Origin of the sequence: Paraglaciecola sp. (assembly GCF_039943935.1) — a bacterium.
In the GTDB taxonomy this organism is placed as follows: domain Bacteria; phylum Pseudomonadota; class Gammaproteobacteria; order Enterobacterales; family Alteromonadaceae; genus Paraglaciecola.
Genome location: NZ_JBDUZQ010000020.1, coordinates 221008 through 246260 on the forward strand (window position 1 = coordinate 221008; position 25253 = coordinate 246260).

The window sequence follows — 25253 nt, forward strand, 5'->3', positions numbered from 1 at the left end:
ATAGCGGTTCTTTTGGTCTTATGATCAACAATGGCGTTCTCGAAAAGCAGCAAAAATAGCGTCATATATTATCTAAATAGTTTCAATTTGTTTTTCGGACAAATTGTAAAGTAGGGTTTTGAAATGAGTTGGATAGAAAAAATACTCCCGCGGACTAAGTCCTCCACTAAAAGTAATGTGCCAGAAGGTATTTGGACTAAATGTGGGGAATGTGATGCCGTTTTATATAAAACAGAACTAGAGAAGCAGCTTGGTGTATGTCCAAAATGTGGTCATCATATGAGAATTACAGCGCGCGCTCGAATTAATAGTTTTCTTGATCTAGGTGAGCGGTTAGAGTTAGGTGCTGAATTTGAACCTCAAGACATTCTAAAGTTTAAGGATTCGAAAAAATATAAAGACCGGATAAGCGGCGCTCAGAAAAAGACTAATGAAAAAGATGCGTTAGTCGTTATGCAAGGAAAACTGAGAGGTATGCCGGTCGCAGTTGCTGTGTTTGAGTTTGCCTTCATGGGGGGATCAATGGCTTCTGTAGTTGGTGCTAGATTTGTTAAAGCTGTTGAAGCTTGTTTAGAACATAATATGCCTCTTGTTTGTTTTTCTACCAGTGGTGGTGCGCGAATGCAAGAAGCATTGCTATCTCTTATGCAAATGGCAAAAACAAGTGCGGCCTTGGCTAAAATGAGCGAAAAAGGCTTGCCTTATATTTCCGTGTTGACGGATCCTACCATGGGTGGAGTATCGGCTAGTTTAGCTATGTTGGGAGATGTCAATGTCGCTGAGCCAAAAGCATTAATTGGTTTTGCTGGCCCGAGAGTAATTGAGCAAACTGTTAGAGAAACGTTACCCGAAGGTTTCCAACGAAGTGAGTTTTTGTTAGAAAAAGGGGCCATCGACATCATTGTAGATCGTCGTGAAATGCGCGATAAAATATTCAGTCTATTATCTAAACTTCATCACCAGCATCATTAATTAATGTCTGATAATTCTACGTTTAATCGTTTAGAACAACAAACATGGAATTTGGAGACTTGGCTAAAATATTTAGAGTCTATTCACCCTAGTAATATAGAGTTAGGGTTAGATCGTGTTGCTCAAGTCTTCAAAAATCTAAACATTAGTTTTAGTGATAAAACAGTTGTTACTGTTGCTGGCACCAATGGTAAAGGCACAACTTGTGCGTTCATTGAAGAAGCCTTGTTGTTTAAAAATCAGTCGGTTGCAGTATTTAGTTCGCCCCACCTGATTGACTATCGTGAACGTGTTCGAATTAAGGGTAAAATGCTACCTGAAATGAATCATTGTCTCAGTTTTCTCCAAGTAGAAGTTGCTCGTAAAGATATTGCGCTCACCTATTTTGAGTTTGGAACTCTTGCTGCATTATGTTTGATAGCGCAATCTAATGCTGACTTTATTGTTTTAGAAGTTGGGTTAGGGGGACGGTTAGATGCTGTCAATATTATCAACCCTAATGTTGCTGTTATTACGAGTATTGGTTTAGATCATCAAGATTGGTTAGGTGATACTAGAGAAAAAATTGCCATCGAAAAAGCTGGTATTTTTCGTACCAACATTGATGTTGTAATAGGTGAACTTGATCCACCAAAAACTTTGATTGATGAAGTTAAAAGGATTCAAGTTAAAGCCTATTGGCAATCAAAAGATTTTAAATACTCTGTTGATAATAATTGTTTCTACTGGGATGACAGTATTCATAATTATCAACATATATCAAAGCCTATGATACCCGCACAGAATGTATCTACAGGTTTGAAAGTACTGTCACTATTAGGTCAAACATATAATGACGACCAACTTTCACAAATAATTTCGAAAACAAAGCTGATGGGTAGAAAACACATTGTTCAATCTGCGCCAACTGTATTACTTGATGTCGCCCACAACCCTCAAGCTACAGCATTGTTGGCTAATGATATAATGGATTTAGAGCTAGATTATGACCGTGTAATCGCAGTTGTTGCTATGTTGGCTGATAAAGATATTAAGGCTAGTTTAGCGCCAATGATGGATATTGTTTCAAGCTGGAACTGTGCAGATTTAGACGTACCAAGGGGGGCATCTGCAAATCTCATCGCTTCCCACTTAACATCGAATAAAAAAGTGGTAAACTTTACTTCTGTTCTTGAAGCTTATAAAAGTGCGCTAAATGTAGCTCAACAAGGTGACCTGGTTGTTGTGTTTGGCTCATTTTTTACGGTAGCTGAAATATTGAATTTAAAGGGATACTCCCTTATTGAAGAGGCGTAATTAATTGACTTCAGCATTACAAAATCGGCTTGTAGGTACAATAATTGTTGTAGCAATAGCGGTGATATTTTTACCTGATCTGTTAGGCGGTAAAAAGCAAGTTACGCAAAATACGTTTGTAGATCTCCCTCCTAAACCAGAAGTTCGCAAAGTAGAAGTTCCAAGTGATATACAGGTAGATAAAATCAAAGCTATTGCAACTCGACAGGTTGAAGTAATTTCAGAGCAAGCTGTAGATGAACCTCTAGCAGATATTGAACAGAGTAAAGCAGCAGATATGACGAGTAAGCAATTGCAAGATTCAAGTACTGTTGTAATAAAAACGAAGAATGAGCCTGTAGCAACCGCGTTAGCAATAGAAAAAACTATTGAATTAGGCAGCTTAGAAAAAGATACAATTGTAGATGACAGCGCCAAAAGCTCTGAGATAAGTGCTGGTTGGGTAGTACAGTTAGGCAGTTTTCGACACAAGAAAAATGTTAATGATTTACTTAATCTCTTAGAAAAAGCAGGTTATCGAGCATTTAGCCGTCCTGTTAATACTAGTTCTGGGGTTTTGACTAAGGTTTTTGTCGGTCCTGATTTACAAAAAAGCAAACTAGAAGAGTCTTTGTCACATTTGAAAGAAGTGACTAAGTTACAAGGTAGAGTGACACCTTTTACTGTTCAGTGATCTAACGTTAAAATTAGTAGGATTTTCATTTAGCCTTTTGATAGAATGCGCGCGATTTTAATTCTTTGATTTATAGACCAATTTATTGACTAAATGGTCTGCATTTCATGCCTATAGAGCAACACTAAAGAATCTTATGAATTGGATAGACTATACCATTATTGGTGTGATTATACTTTCCGCTGTGATCAGCTTGATCAGAGGCTTTGTAAAAGAAGCTATCTCCCTCGCCATCTGGTTTAGTGCTTTCTTCATAGCTAGTCAATTTTATGCTGATCTCGCCACGTATTTAACACGGTTCGATGACGATATGCTCCGAAATGGTATTGCCATTGCTATTCTTTTTATTGTCACATTGATAGTGGGAGGATTAGTTAATTATCTTATTTCCCAGCTTGTACAATTCACTGGATTAGGCGGGACCGATAGAGCCCTTGGATTAGTTTTTGGTGGTTTGAGGGGCGTCTTAATTGTGAGTGCATTATTATTTTTCTTAGATACATTTACCCCCTTGTCTGACTCAGACTGGTGGGTTACATCATTACTTATTCCAGAATTTAGTTTAATTATTGAGTGGTTTTTTGAGTACTTACAAAACAACTCGAGTTTTATAAAGCCCATATAAAAAGGTAAATTGCATGTGTGGTATTGTCGGGATCGTGGGTAAAAGCCCTGTTAATCAGGCCTTGTATGATGGATTAACTGTACTTCAGCATAGAGGGCAAGACGCCGCTGGAATAGTAACCGTAGATGATGGTGTATTCCATTTACGTAAAGATAACGGACTAGTTAGAGATGTCTTTCATACCCGCCATATGAAAAGGCTTACAGGGCAATTTGGAATTGGTCATGCACGCTATCCAACCGCTGGTAGCTCAAGCTCTGCTGAAGCTCAACCATTCTATGTTAATTCACCTTTCGGCATAGCTTTTGCCCATAATGGTAATTTAACTAATGCACATGAACTGAAAGATGAAGTGGCTCAAATTGCTAGGAGACATATCAATACAACATCTGACTCTGAGTTATTATTAAATATCATTGCCCACGAACTACAAAATTGTACTGGTTTACATTTAACGCCTGAAGAAGTTTTTAAAGCGGTGTCAGCGGTACATAAAAAAATAAGAGGCGCATATGCCGTTGTAGCAGCCATAATTGGCAATGGAATGCTGGCATTTAGAGATCCCTTTGGTATACGTCCATTGGCACTCGGAAAACGTAAAACTGAGTTTGGTGATGAGTATATGGTGGCATCTGAAAGTGTAGCGTTAGACGCCGTTGGATTTACCTTTATTCGCGATGTTGAGCCTGGTGAAGCCATTTATGTAACAGAAGCTGGAGAATTACACACTCAGCAATGTGCAGTGAACCCAATCAATGCTCCTTGTATCTTTGAGTTCGTTTATTTTGCTAGACCTGACTCTTTTATAGATGGCATTTCAGTTTATGCGTCTCGGGTCAATATGGGACGTAAGTTAGGGCAAAAAATTGCAAGAGAGTGGGTAGATAAAGAAATTGATGTAGTTATACCTATTCCAGAGACATCGACAGATGTTGCTTTGCAGATAGCAATTGAGCTGGAAAAGCCTTATCGACAAGGCTTTGTTAAGAATCGCTACATAGGCCGAACCTTTATCATGCCAGGGCAAACCATGCGACGTAAGTCTGTACGTCGTAAACTGAATGCCATTCCTTCAGAGTTTAAAGATAAAAGTGTTTTGCTAGTTGATGACTCTATTGTTCGTGGGACAACATCAGAACAGATTATAGAAATGGCCAGAGAGTCTGGAGCTAAGAAAGTTTACTTTGCATCTGCTGCCCCAGAAATCCGTTTTCCAAATGTTTACGGTATAGATATGCCTTCTGTCAATGAGTTAATTTCCTATGGCCGTGAAATACATCAGATTAGCGAGTTGATTAGAGCTGATGGTCTAATCTTTCAAGATATTAGTGATTTGGTTGAGGCAGTTAATGAATTAAACCCAAATATTAAACGTTTTGAAACATCTGTATTTGATGGTAACTATATTACTGGAGATGTTGATCACCATTATTTACAACGTATAGATGACATGAGAAATGAAGGCGCTAAAAATAAAGGTATCCAGACCGAATTGAGTAACTTAGAAATGCACAATATGAGTCAAGATTAGTTTTTTCAATTATTTTTATATAAAGCCACTTCCCAAAGAAGTGGCTTTTTCATTTTTACCGTCATTAAGATATAGTTTTATTACCCAGAGTAAACTGGCCCCATACCCATACTCCATAAAATTACAGACGTAGCCATTAATATTGCCAACAATACTAGACCACACGTAACAACAGAACTAGCGTATATAAATCCTTTCCCTTCTGGTATGTGCATTAGTATAGGGGTACCCGTATAGAGTAAATAAATGGAATAAGCCAAACCTACCAATCCAATAACCATTACAAACCAAAGTACTGGATAAAAAGCAGCGAAGCCAACCATAAATAATGGCGTTGCTGTATAAGCCGCCAGTTCTAAAGATTGAGTATAGGATGGTGTTGCATCAAACGCTTTAGCTAGTTCATGGATCAAAATTGCTAATGCTAACACTCCAATCATCAGGCCAAAGTACATCCCAATACTCATAAGTGCAGCGCTTTTTTGAGTAAGTTTAATAATGTCACCGACGCCTATACTCCAGCCTAAATGGGCAGAGGAGTAATAACTCATTATAGCTGGTATCAGTGAAATAATTGCAATGTGACTAAAACTGTAAAAATAACTCTCATGGCGATCGTCAATTGATTGCCATTCTTCATTCGGGTGGGTATATAGACCCCACAGGTGATTTAAAATCATACCATTACCTCTTTTAAGTTATCGAGTGTCGATATATTAAACATAAAAAACACATTTAATTAACATTTATTGTGTTTGACTAAACTTTAACCGTCAACTCTTTTTTATTGATTTGTTTGCATGTTTATTGAACGAGGGGTAATCGTATGACTTAGATATTAAGATCAGCAATAGAAACTTTGATAGTTAGTGCTTATATAAAACTGCATTTATTAGAGTTTCTTCGCGAGAAGTAGGGTCTTCTGTTCTACCTGTTAATGTTTCCCAAAGCCCTAGGTCTGCCCGAGACCACCATAGAAAAGGTCTAGATATTAATTCTTCTTTTACAGAGAACCCCGTTTTTTCAAGCAGGCTTAAATATTCTAAGTCTGTCTTTTGCACATGCATTGGATGTCGAAATAGCACTCTTATAACCATTGAATGAATATATCTACGACAAGACTCTGCAAACAGTAAACAGCCTCCTGGCTTAAGTACTCGGTAGATTTCTGTAATGGCAGACTCTTGATCAACTATATGATGAAAAGTTTGATGACAAAACACCATATCTACTGAGCTATCTTCTAGCTCAATTTGTGCTGCATTGTTGATTAAAAATTGAATATTAGATTTACATTTTCTAGCATTTTCATCTGCTTTGTTAATCACATCTGGATCTACGTCTAAACTGATAATGGTATTCGGAGTGAAACGCTCATCTAACTCAACAAGCGAATGCCCAAACCCAGAACCGATATCTAAAATAGTGTCAAACTCTTTTGGTTGGTCTGCAGGAATGAGTGTTTCTAAATCATTAAGAGCTCTTTGTAAAACATGAATTAACCAGGTATCAGTGTTGAGAAACCAGTCTCCAAATTTGGTTTCTTTAACCCATGCGTTTTTTTTATCAATTTTGGTCATTATTAAATCCTAAGGCATATATGGCGAGATTTAGCTTTTGGAGTTGAAAGAGGTAAAGCCTTTTAGTTATTAGGTTCTAAGTTTTAATATTTTGGTAACTTCAAGGGTGGCTTTATGGAACTCCATAACTAAACTTATAGTACTCTTTGTTAATTTTAACTCGTTCTCACGCAATATACCTAAGATTTGATTGGCAAGATCTACAAGCTGTGTTGCACCGATGTAAGCAAGGGAAGGGCTGTATAAGTGTATGATTTTATTGATTTTATCAATGTCATTATGTTTGATCGCTTCTGTCAGTTGTTGTAGGTGGTTTTCTAATTTAATGAAGTCACGGACTAATTCCCAATAGCCTTGCTCATCTAGTTTAAATTGTTGTATAGCCATGGCGTAATTAACTTGCGTTAGGTGAGGAGCCGTGAAGCTTGTTTCGCTATCGTTAACTGGCGCAAAGTTAATGAGTTTATTCTCATCAGACAATATTTTATGTAAAACTTTAAAAAGATACTCAGGATCAATTGGCTTCGGAATATGGGCATTCATACCCGCATCTAAGCTTTTATCAACATCACCTATCATGGCATGTGCTGTCATGGCGATAATAGGTATGCTCAAGCCTAACTCATTACGTATTTTGTAGGTGGCTGTTAACCCATCCATAACAGGCATCTGGATGTCCATTAATATCAAATTATAACGTAAGGGGGCCTCTTTGAGCATTTGAATGGCAATTTGGCCATTTTCAGCGACTGCTATGCTGGCATTTGTGTCTGCTAAAAAGCCTTTAGCAACCTTACGGTTTAATTCATTATCCTCAACCAACAAAACCTCAATACCACATAAATCTGGAATTTTGGGAATTCTTGTTGTTTTTGTATGAGGGGTTTTCAAGTTCTTATTGGTTGAACTAAGAATCGCATTTAATAAACTATTGCTATTAATTGGTTTTTGTAAATAAGCGTCAAGCCCGAGAGGTTTACCTAATTCTTGCAAGGTATCCATATCGTAAGCTGAAAGCATTATTATTTTGGGGCGGGGTGAAAAAGATTGGTTAATAATGGAAGCTACTTCAACACCATCTATACCTGGCATTTTCCAATCTAAAATTACTAATTGGTAGGGAGACTTCTCTTCATTGGCTATACTAATTTTGCTTAGTGCCTCAGTTCCATTTTCGGCAAGGTCAGGGGTAATATTAAATCTTAATAAGGCGTTGGAGGCTGCCTGCAATGAAAGCTCAACATCATCGACTAGTAGGACTTTCATAGAGGAAAGATTTTCTTCGGATAGCGTTTTTGTTTGTACTCGATGACTTGCTTCAGTTAATTGTATCGTAAAATAAAACGTGGAACCTTGTCCTAGTAAGCTTTCTGCCCAGATCGTCCCTCCCATTAATTCCACTAATTGTTTACTTATTGTTAAGCCTAGTCCCGTTCCGCCGAAGCGTCGAGTTGTGGATTCATCAGCTTGTGTAAATGGGTTAAATAATGAGTCGAGATGAGACGATTTGATGCCAATGCCAGTATCTTTCACTGCAAATTCAAGTAAAACACCAGATTCAGAATACTTTTTGTTTACAGACACAGATACTACGCCATAACGAGTAAATTTGACTGCGTTACTGAGTAAATTATTTAGTACCTGTTGAATTCGCAAAGCATCACCATTTAATAATACAGGCACATCTTTGGCAATGTATTCTATTAGTTCAAGGTCTTTCTCTTGAGCTTTAAGAGTGATTAGACGCATGGACTGATTCATAGCCTTGTCTAACTCAAATTCAATATTGTCAATATGTAAAAAACCAGCTTCAATTTTTGAAAAGTCTAAAATATCGTTTATTACTGCTAGTAGGGTGTTAGAAGACTCTTCTATTTGTAATAGGTTGGTATACTGCTGAGGCTGACTGAGAGATGGTTTTTTGTTTAATTTAGTTAAACCTATAATGGCATTGATAGGGGTGCGGATTTCATGACTCATTCGCGCTAGAAACTCCGATTTTGCTTCTGAAGCCAGCTTCAGGCTAGCTGAATATTTTGTCAGAACATGTTTTTGTTTATTTGAGCGCCAATACATAATAAACAGTAACGTTGTAATTGCGCTAATTAAGATTATAAAATACAACTGATAGATATTTTGTTGTTCATTTAGCTTTTTAGACAATTCTAACTTTGTAATTTCTTGCGTTTTTTGTACTAACTCTAATCGTGCTCGACTAAAGGCCAATTGTTTTGTTTGTTTTTTTGTAAAATCTTTTTCTTTTAGTGCTTCATATTGTTTAAAGTATGTAAGAGCAAGGTTAGGTTCAGATATTGTTTCATAATAATTAGCTAAGTCTCTTAGAGCTTTTATTTGATAATCAAGGTAGTTCAACTCCTTTGCGTCGATAAGCGCTTCTTGCAAAAAGAGCAATGCTTTTTTGCTTTGATTGTCCGCCATGAGTATTTCGCCTTTTAAGAGTTTTGAAGACAACTCTCGCAGAGGAGTAGATATATTTGTATATAAATCAATTTGTTTGTCTATAAATGTTAGTGCAGTTGAGTATCTTTTTAGTTTTAATTCAGCAAGTGCTGCATAGTAATAGATTGTTATGCGCTCAGGTTCTGGAGTATTAAGGATTTTCAATGTTTGTGCGGCTCGTAAACTAGCTGTTTCATAGCTCCCCTGATTAATTAACCCAGATATAATAAAACTATAACCTTGCTCTTCAAGAAAAAAGTTTTGCCTAATGAGTGCTTTTTCAACTAACAGTTCTCCCAACTCAATGAGGCTTGTAGACCAATTCTTATTTCTTTCGTAGACCAAGCCAATGGATTGCAAGTTATTGAGCACATATTTACTATTAAGCTCTTGATGTAACGTTAAGCTTTTAGTCAGAAGCTCTAAAGCATCTGCGTCAGAGCCTAGTAAGAAATCGATAATACCTTGTTTACGAATTGCTTCAGCGAGCTGCAATTTATTATCCGTTTTTAAAGAAAGTTGTTCAGCTGCTTTGGCTTTTGCATAGGCATCATTCAGTTTGTGGTTTAACAGAGCTAGATGTGCCTGAAGGTTTAAAAGTCGTTCATTTTGAGTGGATTCATCGACTTTTTCTGTTAACACTTCTGCATGGGCGACTAACTTCGCTGCTAAATCAGTATTAATGAGCAGGTTGGTTTCAGCTTTATCTAACAAATCTTTAATTTTTGCATCATTAGCAAAAGCTGACATGCTGGCTAATATCAACCCTAAAATACAAAATTTAAGCCTGTTGTTCATTTTACTCATAAGCTTAATGCCTACGTTTATGTTAGTTTGAGTGGGAAATAGTAATCAGATCGGCTCCTTCCGCTTCTACTTCATCGATAATACGCCGTTTCATTTTCTGATAAGTTGCTAAACGAGAAGTATTTACGTCATACAAATTTCGTAATGAGATGGTGTTGCTATTAATATTTTTTAAGTTCACAAAAGCAGATTGAGTAACAACCGCCAAAACCACATCAGCATTTTTGAGGACACTCTCTGTGACTAGTGTCATTTGTCCAGATACACTAATTCCAGTACCCACAACCGTCAACGAACCTTTACTCTCAGTGTTGCCAAGCATCTACCGTTGCCCTTATGATCTGATTTGAGTTCTTAATTTACCTATATAATCAATTAAGTAGTGTGAATGCAATACATTGTAGTCAAATAAACTTAACCTAAAGGCCTTCATTTTCAGTGGCTTGTTAATATAGGTATCGATTGAATTGTAAGTTGCGGGAAAGGGAACAAATATACCTCTGGCGCATACATTGGTTGTGAACTGTTACCGGAAACCATTGACTTCAAAAAACTTTACTTTAAGTACAGCAAATCTAAACGAGTTGATAGGTTGCATCATTCTAAAATTGATGCTGTAGGTGACTTCTTTGGTAAAATAATATGTTGGTGAGTTTAGTTGCCTTGTATGTATGTGAAAATTATGCAGTAAACGGATAATTTAACTAATTTATGGCACCGACAGTATTCGAGTCGCTACTTTAGAATTAGTTTTTAAACAAAATCTGGTAAAGTGCTAATCATAGCGTAACAAATACCAAAATAATTAGTGGCTATTTGAAATAGCAAAGAGCGTATTAAGCTTATTGTTATTAACCGATGGTTTTTAAGTGAGAATTTAATTGAGTAACCTTGAGTTATTAGATCCAATAAACGCCTTTTTACAATGTAGAACACCTCAAGCTTGGATCGATGAAGCCATTAGGCCAGAGAATTTGTCGGTTTTATTAGTTGATCATGCCAACTGTGAGTTGAAGGCGGCGCAAACAGCTATGTTACTGTTAAGACGATATGCAGTAGATAAAGAAAGTGGTGAAGCATTATTAGCTTGGCTCAAACCTTTTGAAGACTTTGTTTACCGTAAAATAGGTGTGGGTAATTTTAGTCAGCATGTTAACTTATCAAAAAAATTGATAAGCAAATCTAATTTTGAGCATGGTGATGAGTTAATTAGTAGGATGGTGTTACTTATAAAAGAAGAACTGCACCATTTTCAACAAGTTTTAGAAATTATGCAAAGTAGGGGAGTCGAATATGAAAACCTGACAGCAGCTCGTTATGCTCGTGGTTTGATGAAGTATGTCCGTACCCATGATCCTGTAAAGTTAACTGACACCTTAATTTGCGGAGCATACATAGAAGCTCGCTCTTGTGAGCGGTTTGCTAAGTTAGCCCCTTATTTAGATGATGAGTTAAATAAATTTTACGTTTCATTATTACGCTCTGAAGCTAGACATTTTAAAGACTATTTATCTTTAGCCGAAACCATCGCAGCCCAAGACCTAACTGATAGGATTGAGTATTTTGGTGAAAAAGAAAAATCTTTGATTCAATTAGACGATGGGGAATTTAGATTTCACAGTGGGCCACCGCCAAATGAGGGTTAAATGGCTTGTAAAGTTAGTTACTAGTTAATGAAACTTTGTTGCCCTTTGGCGTTTGTCGAGGCATTTCTGGCTCTACTTTAGGTTTATAAGAATTGACTAGTAACGAATCAGCTATTTCATTCGGGATAAAATTTTGCGCTGTTGCCATGACAGATTTTGAAATGAAATCAACTATTCTCGCGTTAATTAAATAGCCATCTTTGTGTTTTAGCAGTGTGCCTCCCACAACAAAGTCTGCAGGAAGCTTGCTATCAAAATCTTCGTAATCTTTACTAAAAGCAAAGTCTCCCTTTTCAGTCACTCGAACATAACCTGTGGTTTTAAAATCAATCACAGGAATGCCGTGGGTATGGATTTCATGTATTAAGCTTTCTGAGATTTGGTTTCCAAGTAAGCTTGATTGATTGTAGTCGCTATCTAACATCACAAAGCTAACAACGGCGACAGGGGTATTGGTGTTAACCTTTTTAAGGTTAGACATTAATTGGTTTGTTAGATTCTTAATATAGTGGTTAATGTTGTGTTGAGATGGAGCTAAGTCCGATACTTGTGGGTGTTCGGCCTTTAACTTAGGTTCTATTGAACTCTCGGTTTTGTCGTTTATAAGCTTATTCTTAAAATGTTTTTGAAATTGTAAGCTGGATTGCAATGGCACAGTACTTGGCACATCTTGTCCCATTTCAGTTGTATAAGCATTGTGATCAATGTCTTCACCAAAATTGAAGTTAGAACAACTACTAGTAAAACTGATTAATAAAATTAAGAGAGAGTATTTCATAACGTGCTTCCTAATAACCATTTCGATATATTTGATTATTTTTAATCGTGACTTTGGTTGCGCTCCACATAGCGTCATTTGGAACATAATCTGTTGCAGCGGCTAAAACGGTATTTTCTGGTATTTTAATTAGTCGAATATTAACTAATGTACTGCTTTCTTGCAGAGTGTAGGTACCTGTTAAAAAATAGTCTACGGATATACTGTCAGCTAGCTCTTTAATATTTCTGCTCAACATTTCGTCAGCTTGGTTATTGATGTTGATAGACGGCATAGTTTTGTATTCGACAACACTTAACCCTGCTTGTGTAACAAATGTCATAACGCTTTCTTGGATTTGTAAGCCAAGACTAGCGTGAGCTGGCAATTGTTGGCCGCTATTGTGCTTAGCTGGTAAAATAGTGCCCACTGCAATATTGGCAGATGAGTCAAAAGGTTGTGAAGTACTAAGTAGCTGCCTGACAAGCTTTTCGACGTGTCCATGAAGGGTATTAGACTGATATAGCTTGGCAAGGTCTTCATCTTTGTCTCGATTTTCGTTTTCATTGGTTGCGCTACACCCTAAGAGTGATGCACAAATCACAACCATTAAATATAGGTTTTGCATTTGATTCACATTTTCGCAGTACATTCTATTTCAGTAAAAGCAATAACTGAGCCAAGGCATTAACGATTAGTTGCAACCCCAGTTAACAACAGTGGAGTAATATTAAGAATATTTATTATGCTATGTATTCACTTGTCCATTAATAAAATCATCGAAGCTCTATCTCTTATCGTAACGAGATAATACAATATCTGCATATTTATTGAGAATCATGGACTTAAATGAAAGCGCTAGAGTTATTACTAAATAGACGGTCACAACCGAGATTGCGGGCGCCAGCACCTTCAGGTGAGGTGTTAGAGAATATTAAGCAAGCAGCTTTAAAAGCACCCGATCATGCTGCTTTAAAGCCTTGGCAGTTTATCGTATGTGAGGGTGAAGGGTTACTGCGCTTAGGTGAGGTTTATAAGAAAGCTGCAATAGCATCTAGTAAATCAGAAGCTGACATTATCAGAGCGACACAGTTACCTCTACGGGCACCTATGGTCATCGTGGCTATTGCCAAATACGCCGAGCACGCAAAGGTTCCTTGGGTAGAGCAAGTTGCATCGGCATCTTGTGCGGTTCATGCTATGCATTTAGCAGCTATTACTCAAGGCTTTGCTGGAGTTTGGCGAACGGGCAGTTACGCTCAGGACGAATGTGTGAAAGATGCGTTCGGTTTGAGTGAAAAAGATGAAATTGTAGGCTTTTTATATTTAGGTACATCAGTATCTCAACCATCGCAAAAAGTTAACTTGGATAGCAATGACTTTTTTAAGGGCTGGAATTAGTCATTTACTGGTAGCCTATACGTCAAAAGAAGCCTTTACTTGGTTTCTACCAGCGTTTTTGGCGGCGTAAAGTGCTTTATCTGCTCTGTCTATAACTTGCGTGAGTAAATCTGCTTTTTGTTTTGTTGCTACACCAAATGAAGCGGTAACAGGGGGGATAGACTCTCCTGTTCGCTTGTTGTGAAAAAGCACCGAAGATAATTTAACTCTAACTGTTTCAGCAAACTCTTGAGCTTGTTTGAGGTCATAATTTGGACAAAGTAAAGCAAACTCTTCTCCACCAAATCGTATTGGAGTTATAGCTTCTTTACACTCTTTCTGTAAAAGCTGCCCTACAAACTTAAGAATTTGGTCCCCTAACAAATGTCCATGGGTATCGTTAAATAATTTAAATTTGTCGATGTCCATAATGACCAAAGACAAGTCGTCATTGACGTTTTCAGTTACAAATTGATTGTAAATAGACTCAAGCATTCTTCTATTATATAAACCTGTTAGTGGGTCGGTTTTTGCTTCTTTTCTACTATTTTCAAGTTCTTGTTTTAAAAAGTCTATTTCAGCTTGAGCTGCTTGTAACTTCCCTTGAAACTCTTCATTTGCATTGCATATTGCATTGGCATTCTGATTAAGCTTGTCAAGTACAGGCGCAACTGTTTCAGTTATACCTTGCTCATCTAGCTCTAACAGGTTGCTTTTTAATGCTTCAGAGTACGATGTTGTTTGTTGGCTAGTTAGGTCTATAGATTCAGATAAAGTGCCCATCACGTTAGACAGGGATTTTTGAAAAGAGGCTAGTTGCTCTTTATTATCTCCGTCTAATCTTTCAATATGCTCTAAAAATAGAGACTGGCTTGATGAGGGTGGGCAAGTGCCGTAACGTTGTATGGTTTCATCTAACTCTTTGTTTAATAAGGGGAATGCTTTGGAGTAGTAGCTATACCATAGTGTATAATTCAAGGGGTTTGGGACGATATTATACTTAACCATAGTAGGAACTGCCTGGCGTAAGTAATCTGCTGCTTGCTCTGAATTTTCTAAAAAATTCATTTGTCTATCGTCTCCTAAACTAGGTTATGTACTCTTACTACAATACACCCTTTTAATTACTGATATCCTACTTTAAAGTGTTTCTAAAGTAATTAAGAGCCGCATAAAACTATACACGACTGGTTTATGTGAGTCATTTTACTCTTCTTCGGTTGGCTCTGATGGTGCCGAAGGTCTTGGTTTACGTTTCATCGGCATGTCACCAACCTCTTTACCTTGCATCGTATTTACTCGGCTAGCCGTTGAGTGCGTTTTGTTTTGCTGTTCTTTGTTAGGGGTTTTTTCATTTCTATTTTTAGAGGTTACTTTTCTAACTGGTTTTAATCCTTTAAATTTAGCTTCCAAACCTTTAACCACATCTAGTTCAATGTTTTGGTTCAAAAAGCTCTTAATCGCTAAAAAACTATACCAATCTTTTGGGCCGACTAAGGATGCGGCCTGACCTTTGTTACCTGCCCTACCTGTTCTTCCGACTCTATGGACATATTCGTCGGCTAGTTTAGGTAGATCAAAATTAATCACTAAAGAGACATTAAGTAGGTCTAGGCCACGGGATGCAATGTCAGTAGTTACCAAAATGTGTTGTTGCCCACGGCCAAACTCACTCATTATATTATTTCGTTGACCCTGAGTTAAATCTCCACTTAGTGCAATTGCGTGATATTGCAATTCATTAAGCAACAGAGATAAACGTTCTGTATCGGCTCGGGTGGCAGTAAAGACAATAATTTGTCTATGCTCTTGTTGATTAATTAAGTTAAGAAGTAGAGCTTCTTTGTGGGTGACGTTGTCTGCTAGATAAAATGCTTGTTGGATATCTTTATGTTCTTCACTTGAAGATCCAACACTAATACGTTGTGGCGCTTTAAGTAATGAGTGAGTTAATTCATGCATGGCTGCAGTATCTAAAGTGGCTGAAAACATCATAGTTTGTCGTTTTCGGTGATCTGCCATTTGATTAATCTGTGTAAGTTGAGAAGCAAAACCTAAATCCAACATGCGGTCTGCTTCGTCTAAAATTAATAATTCTAAGCCGTTTAGAAATAATGATTTTCCAGCTAAATGGTCAGCTACGCGACCTGCCGTGCCTACTACAAAATGTGGATTGTGTTTTAACGCTTTTACTTGATCATTAAAGTTTTCACCGCCTAATACTAATGCTGCTTTGAGAGGTTGTTTAGCGATTAACCATTTCAACTGTAAAAATACTTGTTTTGCAAGCTCCCGAGTAGGAGCTAAAATCAATACTCTTGGATCTCTTTTACTCAATGGGTGCTTGGTTAATACTCTATGTACAGCAGGTAGTAAAAAAGCCAGAGTTTTACCTGACCCTGTTTTAGACGACGCAATTAGGTCTCTACCTAACATGCCATAAGGTATGGACTTTTGTTGTATTTTTGTTGGCGAGTATAGCCCTTTAACTTCAAGGGCTTTTAATAGATTGTGATGAATACCTAAGTCACTAAATTGCAATGCATGTGCTCTTAAAACGGAAATTGGCACAATTATACAAGTTGCAGCATTTTATACCATCAAAGGATTACATTGCTTAAGTGACTTAAGGGCTTTTTGATTAAGATACAGAATTAAAAGACCATATCAGGTATGTTTTCAGCGACAATCAATTTACCGGCCGTTTTTGATTTTATTTCTTCTACTGTAACGCCAGGAGCTTTTTCCTTTAAATGAAATGCTTTCTCTTTGACTTCAATGACTGCGAGGTCGGTGATTATTCTATTTATACAATTTACGCCTGTTAACGGTAAAGTACATGAGTCTAATAGTTTTGAGTTACCATGTTTATCTGCATGGGTCATGGTGACAATTATATTTCTGGCTCCAGCAACTAAATCCATTGCTCCACCCATTCCTTTAATAAGCTTACCGGGTATCATCCAAGAGGCGATACTTCCAGAAATATCTACTTCAAATGCGCCAAGAACAGTTAAGTCAACATGACCACCTCTGATCATGGCAAAGCTCTCAGCTGAGCTAAATATTGATGCACCTGTGCTCGCTGTAACTGTTTCTTTACCTGCGTTAATCATATCCGCATCGACTTGCTCTGCAGTAGGATAGGGGCCCATTCCTAATAGACCATTTTCTGATTGCAACATAACTTCAATATCTTTATTGACATAGTTTGCTGCCAGTGTAGGGATACCAATCCCTAAATTGACGTAATCACCATCACTGAATTCTTGTGCCACTCTCATGGCAATTTGTTCTCTACTTAATGACATCGATATCTCCTAAATATTTTCTGTTGTGGGAGTGATTATTTTGCATTCAATTCGCTTTTCAAATTTGCCAACAATAACTCTATCTACATAAATACCAGGAGTATGGATTTCACTGGGGTTTAATTCACCTGTTTCCACAAGCTCTTCAACCTCGACTACCGTTACTTTTCCTGCTGTTGCAGCCATAGGGTTAAAGTTTTGCGCAGTATGTCGGTAAATACAATTACCGTATTTATCAGCCTTCCATGCCTTAACTATTGCAAAGTCGCCAGTGATCGATTCCTCCATTATGTAATCTCGGCCATCGAACTTTCTGGTTTCTTTTCCTTCACCTACTGGCGTGCCGAATCCTGTAGCAGTATAAAAAGCAGGAATACCTGCTCCGCCTGCTCTCATTTTTTCTGCTAATGTTCCTTGAGGAGTTAGCTCTACTTCTAATTCTCCACTAAGGAGTTGCTGTTCAAATAACGCATTTTCACCTACGTATGAGGAAATCATCTTTTTGATTTGGTTTTGCTGTAATAACAAGCCTAACCCAAACCCATCTACGCCACAGTTGTTGGATACCACTGTTAGGTTTGTTGTTGCCATTTTACGAATTTGTGAAATTAGGCCTTCAGGGATACCGCATAAGCCAAATCCTCCTGCAATAATTGTCATATTGTCAGTCAAACCTGCCATCGCTGCATCATAGTGTTCTACAACTTTATTAAAACCTGCCATGTTCTGCTCCTTTCTTAGGTCATCTATTTCAGTTTAGGAGATTAAATTTAATAGTAAAATTGAATTAATGTGTGTATTAATAAATATAATTTATTAATGGGGTTGGATATGACTAGTAATGTTTCTTTTAAACAGTTAAATATATTTGTGTGTATCGCAAACTCTCATACTTTTGCAGAAGCAGCTGAAAAAATCTGTTTATCGCAACCAGCTTTATCATCAGCTTTAAAAAAAATGGAGTCTCAAGTCGGTGGGGAACTATTTTCTCGAACCACTCGTAAGGTGGAGTTAACACCTGAGGGAAAGTTATTTTTGCCTATCGCCAAACGCTTAATTTACGATTGGCAACAGGCATTTTCTGACCTTCATAATTTATTCTCGCTAGGACAAGGCAATTTGTCCATCGCAGCGATGCCTTCTTTTGCTGCTGGTTTACTACCCAGTATTCTTCATAAGTTTACTGGGTTGTACCCAAATATTAAGTTAGCGGTAAATGATGTGGTAATGGAACGTGTGATACAAAATGTAAAAGAAGGTCGTGTGGAGGTTGGATTTTCATTTGAGACTGAAAAAATGGAAGGTCTGGAGTTCCAGCCATTATTTGAAGATTGCTTTATGGTAGTGTTACCTAGATCTCATCCGTTGGCTCAATATAAAAGTGTAACTTGGGCGCAGTTGGCATCTTATCCCTATGTAGCTATGAATCAGGGCTCCGCTATTCGGCGTTGGATTGATGCTTATATAGACACTCAAACCGTTTCATTAAATATCGTCGCAGAAGCTAGCCAGTTAGCAACTTTGGGACAATTCGTGAATTATGAACTAGGTCTTTCCGTGATACCTGTTTTATGTCGTGAAGAAATGTTAAGTAAAGGATTGACATGTTTGCCGATTACCAACAACCATTTAAATAAACAGGTTGGGATTATTAGGCTCAGAAAAAGTACGTTGTCTTCAGTGGCTCAAGAATTTTGGGAGTGGGTAACAGATAACGTTAATGCAGAGTTTCTGGCTGAATAAGGTGAGAGCTACGTTACTTGCTTTGATGGGTTACCACTTTTTCTTTTCAGCAAAAAGTTCATCTAACTCATTACGCTCAGACTCTTGTTTCTCGGCGACGTCTTTGCTGTTAACCTTTTTAAGATTACTTTCTATATCTGACAACTGTTGTTGAAGTTGATTTTTTCGAGAAGTGATGTATTCATCTTGATTAGGTTGAGAGGAGAGGGCTCCAATGGCTTTTTCTAGACATTGGCGAGCTGAACCTAACTGATTATTTTTTAACGCTACCTCGCCACGACGAATTAAAGTGTCAACATTTGCTCTCAACTGTAATCGTTCAAGCAGTTTATCTTCAGCTAAAAACACGCGGCTCTCAAGTCTACCTTTTTTAAACTCTGCCCTTAATAAGGCCCTTAACGTTTTTATCCCCTTTATAAATTGAATAACTTGTTTATCAGCTTGGGGAAGTTTAAAGTTATCTTCCGGAGGTGCTGGCTTCGTAATATCAATGGTTTTTAGCTCTTCTTCAAGGCTTGTTATTTGTTGTGTATAAATAGTGGTTCCATCACTCACAGTTTGCAACGCCTTGGTTGCTATTAGAACCCTGCGTCTCATTATGAACAAAAACCTTTGAGTAAAAGGGATACCATCTGCTGCTTTTAGGGCAGCTTCTGTATTCTCAATGATTGCTTTTTGCTTTGATACTTCAGCTCTACGTTCAGTTTCAACTTTGTTTTTATGCTGTTGCATAGCGTTAACAATGACACCTATTAGCACCAATGAAACGATTAACACTATAATTACTGTGAAAATCATAAAAGTATTTTTATTCCAAAATTAAAGTAACAACTAATTTAAATGAAACGATTAAGGTATTGCTAAAACAAATACACTGCCACCTAGTGCGCCACCATTTGTAAGTGATATAGAACCCGACCTGTTCCCCCTAGTATGTGCTTGCGCTATAAGTCTAGCGAAAAATAAGCCTAACCCAGTACGTCCTTGACTAATGTCATATTCTTGCACATTAACTAAGGTTGCCTCTAGCATATTTTGAGGGTAGCCTGGACCATCATCTTCTATTTTAAATATAAGCTTTTCTGCTTCTTCATAGACACTTAGCAGAATTTTATGTTTGCCATAACGTAAGGCATTAATTAATACATCATTTAATAAGATATAAATCAAATCTGAATCTAGATACCATAATAAATCGGCAGATTTAATAACTTCTAAACTCATATTTTTGTGGCTAAGATAACTTTTATTTGATGTGATAATTTCCTCAACCATATCTTCAATATAATGTTCATCAATATTTACAGGTAAATTATCCAGTCTAGCTCTATAGAGCGATAATAACTGAACCAACCCAGTGTTCAATCTAGCTGCTTCATAATGAGCTGATGCTAGATGTTCGCTAGTCACTACATCTGGGGTGCTTATAGACTGGCTAATGTCTTCGATACTTTTGCTTAAGAGGCACAGTGAATTTTTCATATCATGTACTGCAGCGCCGAGTACGGTTGAAAAATCAATAACGTCATTGTTATTTGGCATCTGTCCTTCCCATTATTTAGCTTTGTACTCAGAATATGCCATATTTTAAAATTTTATTTATAGTTTTTAGTATCTTATCAAATTTTTAGAAACCTTTTGGCTTTGATTTCTGTCAATCGAGACAGTCAATAATACATATAACTAGAATTTTTTTTAAAAATTTTATGGAATTCATTTTGTTAAAGTTATATAACATTTAAATATATAGGGTGTGTGCCTGTTAACTAACAAGGTCAAAAAATGAAATTACAACAACTTCGGTATATTGTTGAGGTTCTTAACAATAATTTAAACGTATCTGCTACTGCAGAAAGTTTGTATACATCGCAACCAGGAATCAGTAAACAAGTGCGTATGTTGGAAGATGAGTTGGGGGTGCAAATTTTTGGCCGTAGTGGAAAGCATCTCACTCATGTTACTGATGCTGGGCAAGACGTTATCAACATATCCCGAGAGATTTTGGCCAAGGTTGAGAGTATTAAAGCCGTATCTCGTGAGCATACCTTACCTGACCAAGGTAAATTAAATATTGCTACAACTCATACGCAAGCTCGCTACGCTTTACCGGATGTAATTAAAGGCTTTATGAATAAATACTCTAAGGTGTCTTTACATATGCATCAAGGTACGCCTTCTCAAATTAGCGATTTAGCTGCAAAAGGAGAAGCTGATTTTGCCATTGCAACAGAAGCTTTGCACCTTTATAACGACTTGGTTATGTTGCCTTGTTATCATTGGAATCGCAGTATTATAGTGAATAGGGATCACCCTCTATCTAAGAAAACTTCAATTACAATTGAAGATTTAGCAGAATATAACCTAGTGACCTATGTATTTGGCTTTACTGGTCGCTCATCCCTTGACCAAGCTTTTAGCTCAGCAGGCATTGAACCTAAAATTGTATTTACTGCCACAGATGCAGATGTAATAAAAACCTATGTTCGTTTAGGAGTTGGGGTTGGTGTAATTGCGTCAATGGCTATTGACGATAAGTTAGACTCTGATTTAGTAAAAATTGATGCAAGTCATTTGTTTGAGTACAGCACAACTAAGATTGGTTTCCGTAAAGGTTCTTTTTTACGTAGTTATATGTATGAGTTTATTGAACGCTTTGCACCACACTTGACTAAATCTGTTGTAGAAAAAGCCATGATGTTGAAAAATAATGAAGAAGTTGAAAAAATGTTTAAAGGGTTAACTTTACCCGTTAAGTAAATTAACTCTTGAGTGGCCTATTCAATTAGTTACTATTTATGTAGTAACTAATTGGTTTATTAACATTCTATTATATTGACTGCTAACCCACCTCTAGCAGTTTCTTTGTATTTAGATTTCATGTCGTTGCCTGTATCCCACATTGTTTTGATTACTTTATCTAATGAAACCTTGTGTTGGCCTGTTCCTCTAAGTGCGAGTCTTGATGCGTTGATTGCTTTAATAGCGCCCATGGCGTTCCTTTCTATACAAGGTACTTGTACCAAACCTCCCACCGGGTCACATGTCAGTCCTAAATTATGCTCCATTCCTATTTCGGCCGCATTTTCTACAGACTCTATTGTTCCACCCATAAGCTCTGTAAGTGCACCTGCTGCCATCGAGCACGCCACACCTACCTCTCCCTGACATCCTACTTCAGCTCCAGATATTGAAGCGTTCTTTTTATATAAAATACCAATGGCTGCTGCCGTCAAAAGAAACCGGCTTGCTGTATTCTTATCAATGGGTTTAACGAACTTATCAACGTAACATAACACTGCTGGAACAATTCCTGCTGCCCCATTAGTTGGTGCTGTTACTACTCGTCCACCTGCTGCATTTTCTTCGTTAACTGCTAGTGCAAATAGGTTAACCCAATCCATGGCTGCCATTGGATCTTTTGTTTGTTCAGTTTGAAGTCTTCTATATAAGGCCGGAGCCCTGCGGGCTACCTTTAGTCCTCCAGGAAGTATTCCTTCAGATTGTATGCCTGTTTGCACACTTTCTTGCATGACTTGCCAAATTTTCCATAATTTATCTGTTATTAGTTCTGGTGGCTGCATAAGTTGTTCGTTTTGTAACATGAGTGAACTAATGCTAAAACCATTGTCTTTGCACATTTGCAATAATTGTTTAGCACTTGAAAAATTATAAGGAAGGCTAGGTAACTCCTCCGAATTAGCAGTTGTTTTCTTGGCAGCGAAGTCTTCTTCTGTGATGATAAATCCTCCACCAATAGAAAAATAAGTTTGGGAAAGAACTATTTTTTCATTATTTAGAGCGTGAACTGTCAGCGCATTTGCATGTTGAGCCAGGCTTTTACGACGATGAAAAATTATGCTGCCCTGATTCGGAAATTGAATTTCTTTTTGAGCATTAATAGACAAACATTGCTTATTGCGTATTTCATCAAGTATGTGACTTATTGATTTGCTGTTAATTGTCTCAGGCTCATGGCCAAGCAAGCCTAGAATTACGGCTTTCCCTGTTCCATGTCCTTTGCCTGTTTGACCTAATGATCCAAATAGCTCAATTATGACTTTATCTACTTGTGTAATCATGCCCGTTGTAACTAGCTGATCACTAAACGCTTTAGTTGCCCTCATTGGTCCAACTGTATGGGAGCTAGACGGTCCAATACCGACACTGAACATATCAAATACACTGATCATTTATTGGCTCTTTTAGTTATTAAGCTGTAAGTTTTATTGTGCGTCTTAACAGTGCGTTGAACAATAGTTTATAGAAATAATAATGTTCTGTGGGATGTAACGATAAATGCACTAATGTACAAATTAAAAAATTAACTAATTATTTTATGTGAGTTGTAGGTTATTTAAAATGGTGTGACAAATTTCTAATAAATGCGGCCGTTGCTCCCCATATACTGTATTTGTGCCATTGGATAAAGTAGACAGGTGTTTGATAGTTTTTGCGTTTCATCCAGTGGGTGTAATGATTATTAGTGTTAAGTAAAAAGGTTAAAGGGACTTCAAAGGTTTCATCGACTTCATTTTTATCTACCTCTATCTTCAAAGGAGCAGATATAAAACCAATATATGGGGTAACTTCAAAACCGCTGATCGTTCGGTATACTGGTAAATGTCCAATTATTTCTACTTTATCTGGTGCTATACCTATTTCCTCAAAGGTTTCACGCAATGCAGTGCGAGCTAAAGATAAGTCTGATACTTCTTTTTTGCCACCAGGAAAACTTATTTGTCCTCCGTGATGTTTTAGGTGTTTTGCTCTTACTGTAAAAACTACTCTCAGTTCATCAGGGTACTGCACGATAGGTATGAGAACAGCCGCGGGCTTTCCCGAACTCTTCAGTGGAAAGTCTGGTTCGTTTTCTACTTGTCGTAGATGATGATATTTGATTAAGAACTCAGATTTATTCATATATAAAATTAGCTACATCAGGTCATGTCAATATCAAGTATAGGCAATATCTTTGATACTTTATCTAAGCTTTCCTGATATTCATCAGAAGCTTTTGAATCAATTACAATCCCCCCCCCTGCCCAACAGTGGACTTTATTATCCACTGCATCTTGTTCACACAACAAGGTGCGGATACAAATATTGGTATCCATATCGCCTTTAATACCTATATAACCAATGCTGCCACAGTAAATATTACGATTATTAGGTTCCAGTTCGTCAATAATTTGCATGGCTCTAATTTTGGGGGCGCCAGTAATAGAACCTCCAGGAAAAGCCCCATGTAATAAATCGATGGCTGTTTTATCAGATTGTAACTTACCGGTTACTTTACTGACTAAGTGATGCACGGCAGTAAACGTTTCTATTTTGAATAACTCAGGTACAGAGATGCTGCCCGGTTTACAATGCTTGCTTAGGTCATTACGTAATAAGTCGACAATCATTAAGTTCTCAGCTTTATCTTTTGCTGAAGACAGTAATGATTGAACTTGTAGCGCGTCAGCGTCAGAGTCTTTTTGCCTAGGTCTCGTACCTTTAATAGGCTTTGTTTCTACCTCTGTATCCCTAATCAATAGAAATCGTTCGGGTGAAATACTCAAAATATTTGTTGTTGGTAATCGTATAAAAGCGGAGAAAGGCGCTTTATTTTCATTCCTCAATGTTAAATATGCCTGCCACTCATCACCTGTGTATGTTGCGGTAAATCGCTGAGCTAAATTAGTTTGATAACAATCTCCAGCGTTTAAGTACGACTTGATCTTAGCGATTTTCTGCTCATATTCAGTTTTAGACATATTTGCCTGCCAAGAAGACGTTAAGGTAAATGTGTGCTTGCTAGTTTTCTTTAGAATTAGGCTTTCTATCTCATCAACAGTTGGGTGGGGGTAGCAGTCAATATAACAAAGGTAAAAATGTCCATTGTGATTATCTTTAACCACACTCCAGGTGTATATACCAACTGCCATATCAGGGGTATGGTATTCGCGTTTATTTTTACTTGGTAGATGTTCGAAGCAACGTCCAAGGTCATAGCCAAAGTACCCCAAAGCGCCTGCAATAAAAGGGATATCAACGGGCTCAATTAGGTTGTTACCTGATAAATACTGATTGATTAGCTGTTGAAGTAAGTGTAATGGGTTTTCACAACTATATTCTTTGCGTTTATCCTCGTGGCTTATTTCAGACTTGTTATCTGTGGTTGTAATAGTGGCTAGAGGGTTTGCAACAAAAATGTCAAATTGACCATTTTCATGTTCACTGTTCGAAGAATCAAGCATCATTGCCCAATTTTCATGGGAAAAATGTTGAAATATCTGAGTGATGCAAGTCTTTGCTTCAATATTTATAGGAACAATAGTGACTTTAGGTTTTTTGGGTATCATCATGAAAATTTTATATATTTGGAAAAATGTTTAATGAAATGCTGCTGATTTATAATGGAGCAATTTTGGTTTGCAGGTTATCATAACTAGGTAAAATGTAACCTAAGAATATCTAAGAGAGCACC

At 37.3% G+C, this 25253-nt stretch carries 24 protein-coding genes; 9 read left to right on the forward strand and 15 right to left on the reverse strand.

Going from position 1 to position 25253, the window contains the following annotated elements:
- Nucleotides 1-123: 123 nt before the first annotated feature.
- From accD to purF, 5 genes are all read left to right on the forward strand, one after another.
- On the forward strand, nt 124-972 hold the full coding sequence (gene accD / locus ABJD71_RS11490; protein WP_348169077.1) for an acetyl-CoA carboxylase, carboxyltransferase subunit beta: 849 nt from the start codon (nt 124-126) through the stop codon (nt 970-972).
- Between the two features lie 3 nt (nt 973-975).
- On the forward strand, nt 976-2268 hold the full coding sequence (gene folC / locus ABJD71_RS11495; RefSeq protein ID WP_348169080.1) for a bifunctional tetrahydrofolate synthase/dihydrofolate synthase: 1293 nt from the start codon (nt 976-978) through the stop codon (nt 2266-2268).
- Nucleotides 2269-2272: 4 nt separating this feature from the next.
- Nucleotides 2273-2941: an SPOR domain-containing protein gene (locus ABJD71_RS11500; RefSeq protein WP_348169083.1), complete on the forward strand. Its 669-nt coding sequence runs from the start codon at nt 2273-2275 to the stop codon at nt 2939-2941.
- 136 nt (nt 2942-3077) lie between these two features.
- Nucleotides 3078-3566, forward strand: coding sequence for a CvpA family protein (locus tag ABJD71_RS11505; RefSeq protein WP_348169086.1), 489 nt, complete (start codon nt 3078-3080; stop codon nt 3564-3566).
- Between the two features lie 13 nt (nt 3567-3579).
- Nucleotides 3580-5097, forward strand: coding sequence for an amidophosphoribosyltransferase (purF, locus tag ABJD71_RS11510; protein WP_348169089.1), 1518 nt, complete (start codon nt 3580-3582; stop codon nt 5095-5097).
- A gap of 80 nt (nt 5098-5177) precedes the next feature.
- Here purF and ABJD71_RS11515 read toward each other — a convergent pair whose 3' ends face one another.
- From ABJD71_RS11515 to ABJD71_RS11530, 4 genes are all read right to left on the reverse strand, one after another.
- Nucleotides 5178-5777 (reverse strand): Yip1 family protein, encoded by a 600-nt coding sequence (locus tag ABJD71_RS11515; protein WP_348169092.1) that lies wholly within the window; start codon nt 5775-5777, stop codon nt 5178-5180.
- Nucleotides 5778-5963: 186 nt separating this feature from the next.
- Entirely contained in the window at nt 5964-6677 is a 714-nt protein-coding gene (locus ABJD71_RS11520; RefSeq protein ID WP_348169095.1) for a class I SAM-dependent methyltransferase, read from the reverse strand.
- A gap of 69 nt (nt 6678-6746) precedes the next feature.
- Nucleotides 6747-9944, reverse strand: a complete 3198-nt coding sequence (locus ABJD71_RS11525) for a response regulator (protein ID WP_348169098.1) — start codon at nt 9942-9944, stop codon at nt 6747-6749.
- A gap of 22 nt (nt 9945-9966) precedes the next feature.
- Entirely contained in the window at nt 9967-10266 is a 300-nt protein-coding gene (locus ABJD71_RS11530) for a hypothetical protein (protein ID WP_348169101.1), read from the reverse strand.
- A gap of 559 nt (nt 10267-10825) precedes the next feature.
- On the opposite strand from ABJD71_RS11530, the gene miaE reads away from it, so the two are divergent.
- Entirely contained in the window at nt 10826-11590 is a 765-nt protein-coding gene (gene miaE, locus ABJD71_RS11535) for a tRNA isopentenyl-2-thiomethyl-A-37 hydroxylase MiaE (protein WP_348169104.1), read from the forward strand.
- Between the two features lie 13 nt (nt 11591-11603).
- On the opposite strand, the gene ABJD71_RS11540 is transcribed toward miaE, so the two are convergent.
- Entirely contained in the window at nt 11604-12368 is a 765-nt protein-coding gene (locus ABJD71_RS11540) for a FlgO family outer membrane protein (protein WP_348169107.1), read from the reverse strand.
- A 10-nt stretch (nt 12369-12378) separates the two neighbouring features.
- Nucleotides 12379-12975 carry a FlgO family outer membrane protein gene (locus ABJD71_RS11545; RefSeq protein WP_348169110.1) on the reverse strand — a complete coding sequence of 199 codons (597 nt, stop codon included), beginning with the start codon at nt 12973-12975 and terminating at the stop codon, nt 12379-12381.
- Between the two features lie 221 nt (nt 12976-13196).
- Between ABJD71_RS11545 and ABJD71_RS11550 the strand changes: the two genes are divergently transcribed.
- Entirely contained in the window at nt 13197-13748 is a 552-nt protein-coding gene (locus ABJD71_RS11550) for an NAD(P)H nitroreductase (protein WP_348169113.1), read from the forward strand.
- Nucleotides 13749-13763: 15 nt separating this feature from the next.
- Here the strand turns inward: ABJD71_RS11550 and ABJD71_RS11555 are convergent, their stop codons facing one another.
- From ABJD71_RS11555 to ABJD71_RS11570, 4 genes are all read right to left on the reverse strand, one after another.
- Nucleotides 13764-14795 (reverse strand): GGDEF domain-containing protein, encoded by a 1032-nt coding sequence (locus ABJD71_RS11555; protein WP_348169116.1) that lies wholly within the window; start codon nt 14793-14795, stop codon nt 13764-13766.
- 138 nt (nt 14796-14933) lie between these two features.
- Nucleotides 14934-16268 (reverse strand): DEAD/DEAH box helicase, encoded by a 1335-nt coding sequence (locus ABJD71_RS11560; RefSeq protein WP_348169119.1) that lies wholly within the window; start codon nt 16266-16268, stop codon nt 14934-14936.
- A 113-nt stretch (nt 16269-16381) separates the two neighbouring features.
- On the reverse strand, nt 16382-17038 hold the full coding sequence (locus tag ABJD71_RS11565) for a 3-oxoacid CoA-transferase subunit B (protein WP_348169122.1): 657 nt from the start codon (nt 17036-17038) through the stop codon (nt 16382-16384).
- Nucleotides 17039-17047: 9 nt separating this feature from the next.
- Nucleotides 17048-17761: a CoA transferase subunit A gene (locus tag ABJD71_RS11570; protein ID WP_348169125.1), complete on the reverse strand. Its 714-nt coding sequence runs from the start codon at nt 17759-17761 to the stop codon at nt 17048-17050.
- Between the two features lie 108 nt (nt 17762-17869).
- Here ABJD71_RS11570 and ABJD71_RS11575 point away from each other — a divergent pair, with 108 nt between their 5' ends.
- Nucleotides 17870-18781 carry a LysR family transcriptional regulator gene (locus ABJD71_RS11575; RefSeq protein WP_348169127.1) on the forward strand — a complete coding sequence of 304 codons (912 nt, stop codon included), beginning with the start codon at nt 17870-17872 and terminating at the stop codon, nt 18779-18781.
- Between the two features lie 30 nt (nt 18782-18811).
- Here ABJD71_RS11575 and ABJD71_RS11580 read toward each other — a convergent pair whose 3' ends face one another.
- Complete coding sequence (locus ABJD71_RS11580; RefSeq protein WP_348169130.1) at nt 18812-19579, reverse strand: hypothetical protein; 768 nt, start codon at nt 19577-19579, stop codon at nt 18812-18814.
- A gap of 51 nt (nt 19580-19630) precedes the next feature.
- Complete coding sequence (locus ABJD71_RS11585; RefSeq protein WP_348169133.1) at nt 19631-20323, reverse strand: ATP-binding protein; 693 nt, start codon at nt 20321-20323, stop codon at nt 19631-19633.
- Between the two features lie 240 nt (nt 20324-20563).
- On the opposite strand from ABJD71_RS11585, the gene cysB reads away from it, so the two are divergent.
- Complete coding sequence (gene cysB / locus ABJD71_RS11590; RefSeq protein ID WP_348169136.1) at nt 20564-21538, forward strand: HTH-type transcriptional regulator CysB; 975 nt, start codon at nt 20564-20566, stop codon at nt 21536-21538.
- A 59-nt stretch (nt 21539-21597) separates the two neighbouring features.
- On the opposite strand, the gene ABJD71_RS11595 is transcribed toward cysB, so the two are convergent.
- The 3 genes from ABJD71_RS11595 to pabB all read right to left on the reverse strand — a co-directional run bounded on the left by ABJD71_RS11595 (nt 21598) and on the right by pabB (nt 25131).
- The gene (locus ABJD71_RS11595) at nt 21598-22971 is read right to left on the reverse strand and encodes an L-serine ammonia-lyase (RefSeq protein ID WP_348169139.1); all 1374 of its coding nucleotides are present in this window, start codon (nt 22969-22971) and stop codon (nt 21598-21600) included.
- A 160-nt stretch (nt 22972-23131) separates the two neighbouring features.
- Nucleotides 23132-23701 carry a CoA pyrophosphatase gene (locus ABJD71_RS11600; protein ID WP_348169142.1) on the reverse strand — a complete coding sequence of 190 codons (570 nt, stop codon included), beginning with the start codon at nt 23699-23701 and terminating at the stop codon, nt 23132-23134.
- 17 nt (nt 23702-23718) lie between these two features.
- Nucleotides 23719-25131 (reverse strand): aminodeoxychorismate synthase component I, encoded by a 1413-nt coding sequence (gene pabB / locus ABJD71_RS11605; RefSeq protein ID WP_348169145.1) that lies wholly within the window; start codon nt 25129-25131, stop codon nt 23719-23721.
- Nucleotides 25132-25253 lie beyond the last annotated feature (122 nt).

Excerpts from the sequence above, each read along its gene's own strand:
- accD (WP_348169077.1), top strand. The coding sequence starts at position 124 with ATGAGTTGGATAGAAAAAATACTCCCGCGGACTAAGTCCTCCACTAAA.
- folC (WP_348169080.1), top strand. The coding sequence starts at position 976 with ATGTCTGATAATTCTACGTTTAATCGTTTAGAACAACAAACATGGAAT.
- ABJD71_RS11505 (WP_348169086.1), top strand. The coding sequence starts at position 3,078 with ATGAATTGGATAGACTATACCATTATTGGTGTGATTATACTTTCCGCT.
- purF (WP_348169089.1), top strand. The coding sequence starts at position 3,580 with ATGTGTGGTATTGTCGGGATCGTGGGTAAAAGCCCTGTTAATCAGGCC.
- ABJD71_RS11515 (WP_348169092.1), bottom strand. The coding sequence starts at position 5,777 with ATGATTTTAAATCACCTGTGGGGTCTATATACCCACCCGAATGAAGAA.
- ABJD71_RS11520 (WP_348169095.1), bottom strand. The coding sequence starts at position 6,677 with ATGACCAAAATTGATAAAAAAAACGCATGGGTTAAAGAAACCAAATTT.
- ABJD71_RS11525 (WP_348169098.1), bottom strand. The coding sequence starts at position 9,944 with ATGAGTAAAATGAACAACAGGCTTAAATTTTGTATTTTAGGGTTGATA.
- ABJD71_RS11530 (WP_348169101.1), bottom strand. The coding sequence starts at position 10,266 with ATGCTTGGCAACACTGAGAGTAAAGGTTCGTTGACGGTTGTGGGTACT.
- ABJD71_RS11540 (WP_348169107.1), bottom strand. The coding sequence starts at position 12,368 with ATGAAATACTCTCTCTTAATTTTATTAATCAGTTTTACTAGTAGTTGT.
- ABJD71_RS11545 (WP_348169110.1), bottom strand. The coding sequence starts at position 12,975 with ATGCAAAACCTATATTTAATGGTTGTGATTTGTGCATCACTCTTAGGG.
- ABJD71_RS11550 (WP_348169113.1), top strand. The coding sequence starts at position 13,197 with ATGAAAGCGCTAGAGTTATTACTAAATAGACGGTCACAACCGAGATTG.
- ABJD71_RS11555 (WP_348169116.1), bottom strand. The coding sequence starts at position 14,795 with ATGAATTTTTTAGAAAATTCAGAGCAAGCAGCAGATTACTTACGCCAG.
- ABJD71_RS11565 (WP_348169122.1), bottom strand. The coding sequence starts at position 17,038 with ATGTCATTAAGTAGAGAACAAATTGCCATGAGAGTGGCACAAGAATTC.
- ABJD71_RS11570 (WP_348169125.1), bottom strand. The coding sequence starts at position 17,761 with ATGGCAGGTTTTAATAAAGTTGTAGAACACTATGATGCAGCGATGGCA.
- ABJD71_RS11575 (WP_348169127.1), top strand. The coding sequence starts at position 17,870 with ATGACTAGTAATGTTTCTTTTAAACAGTTAAATATATTTGTGTGTATC.
- ABJD71_RS11580 (WP_348169130.1), bottom strand. The coding sequence starts at position 19,579 with ATGATTTTCACAGTAATTATAGTGTTAATCGTTTCATTGGTGCTAATA.
- ABJD71_RS11585 (WP_348169133.1), bottom strand. The coding sequence starts at position 20,323 with ATGCCAAATAACAATGACGTTATTGATTTTTCAACCGTACTCGGCGCT.
- cysB (WP_348169136.1), top strand. The coding sequence starts at position 20,564 with ATGAAATTACAACAACTTCGGTATATTGTTGAGGTTCTTAACAATAAT.
- ABJD71_RS11595 (WP_348169139.1), bottom strand. The coding sequence starts at position 22,971 with ATGATCAGTGTATTTGATATGTTCAGTGTCGGTATTGGACCGTCTAGC.
- ABJD71_RS11600 (WP_348169142.1), bottom strand. The coding sequence starts at position 23,701 with ATGAATAAATCTGAGTTCTTAATCAAATATCATCATCTACGACAAGTA.
- pabB (WP_348169145.1), bottom strand. The coding sequence starts at position 25,131 with ATGATGATACCCAAAAAACCTAAAGTCACTATTGTTCCTATAAATATT.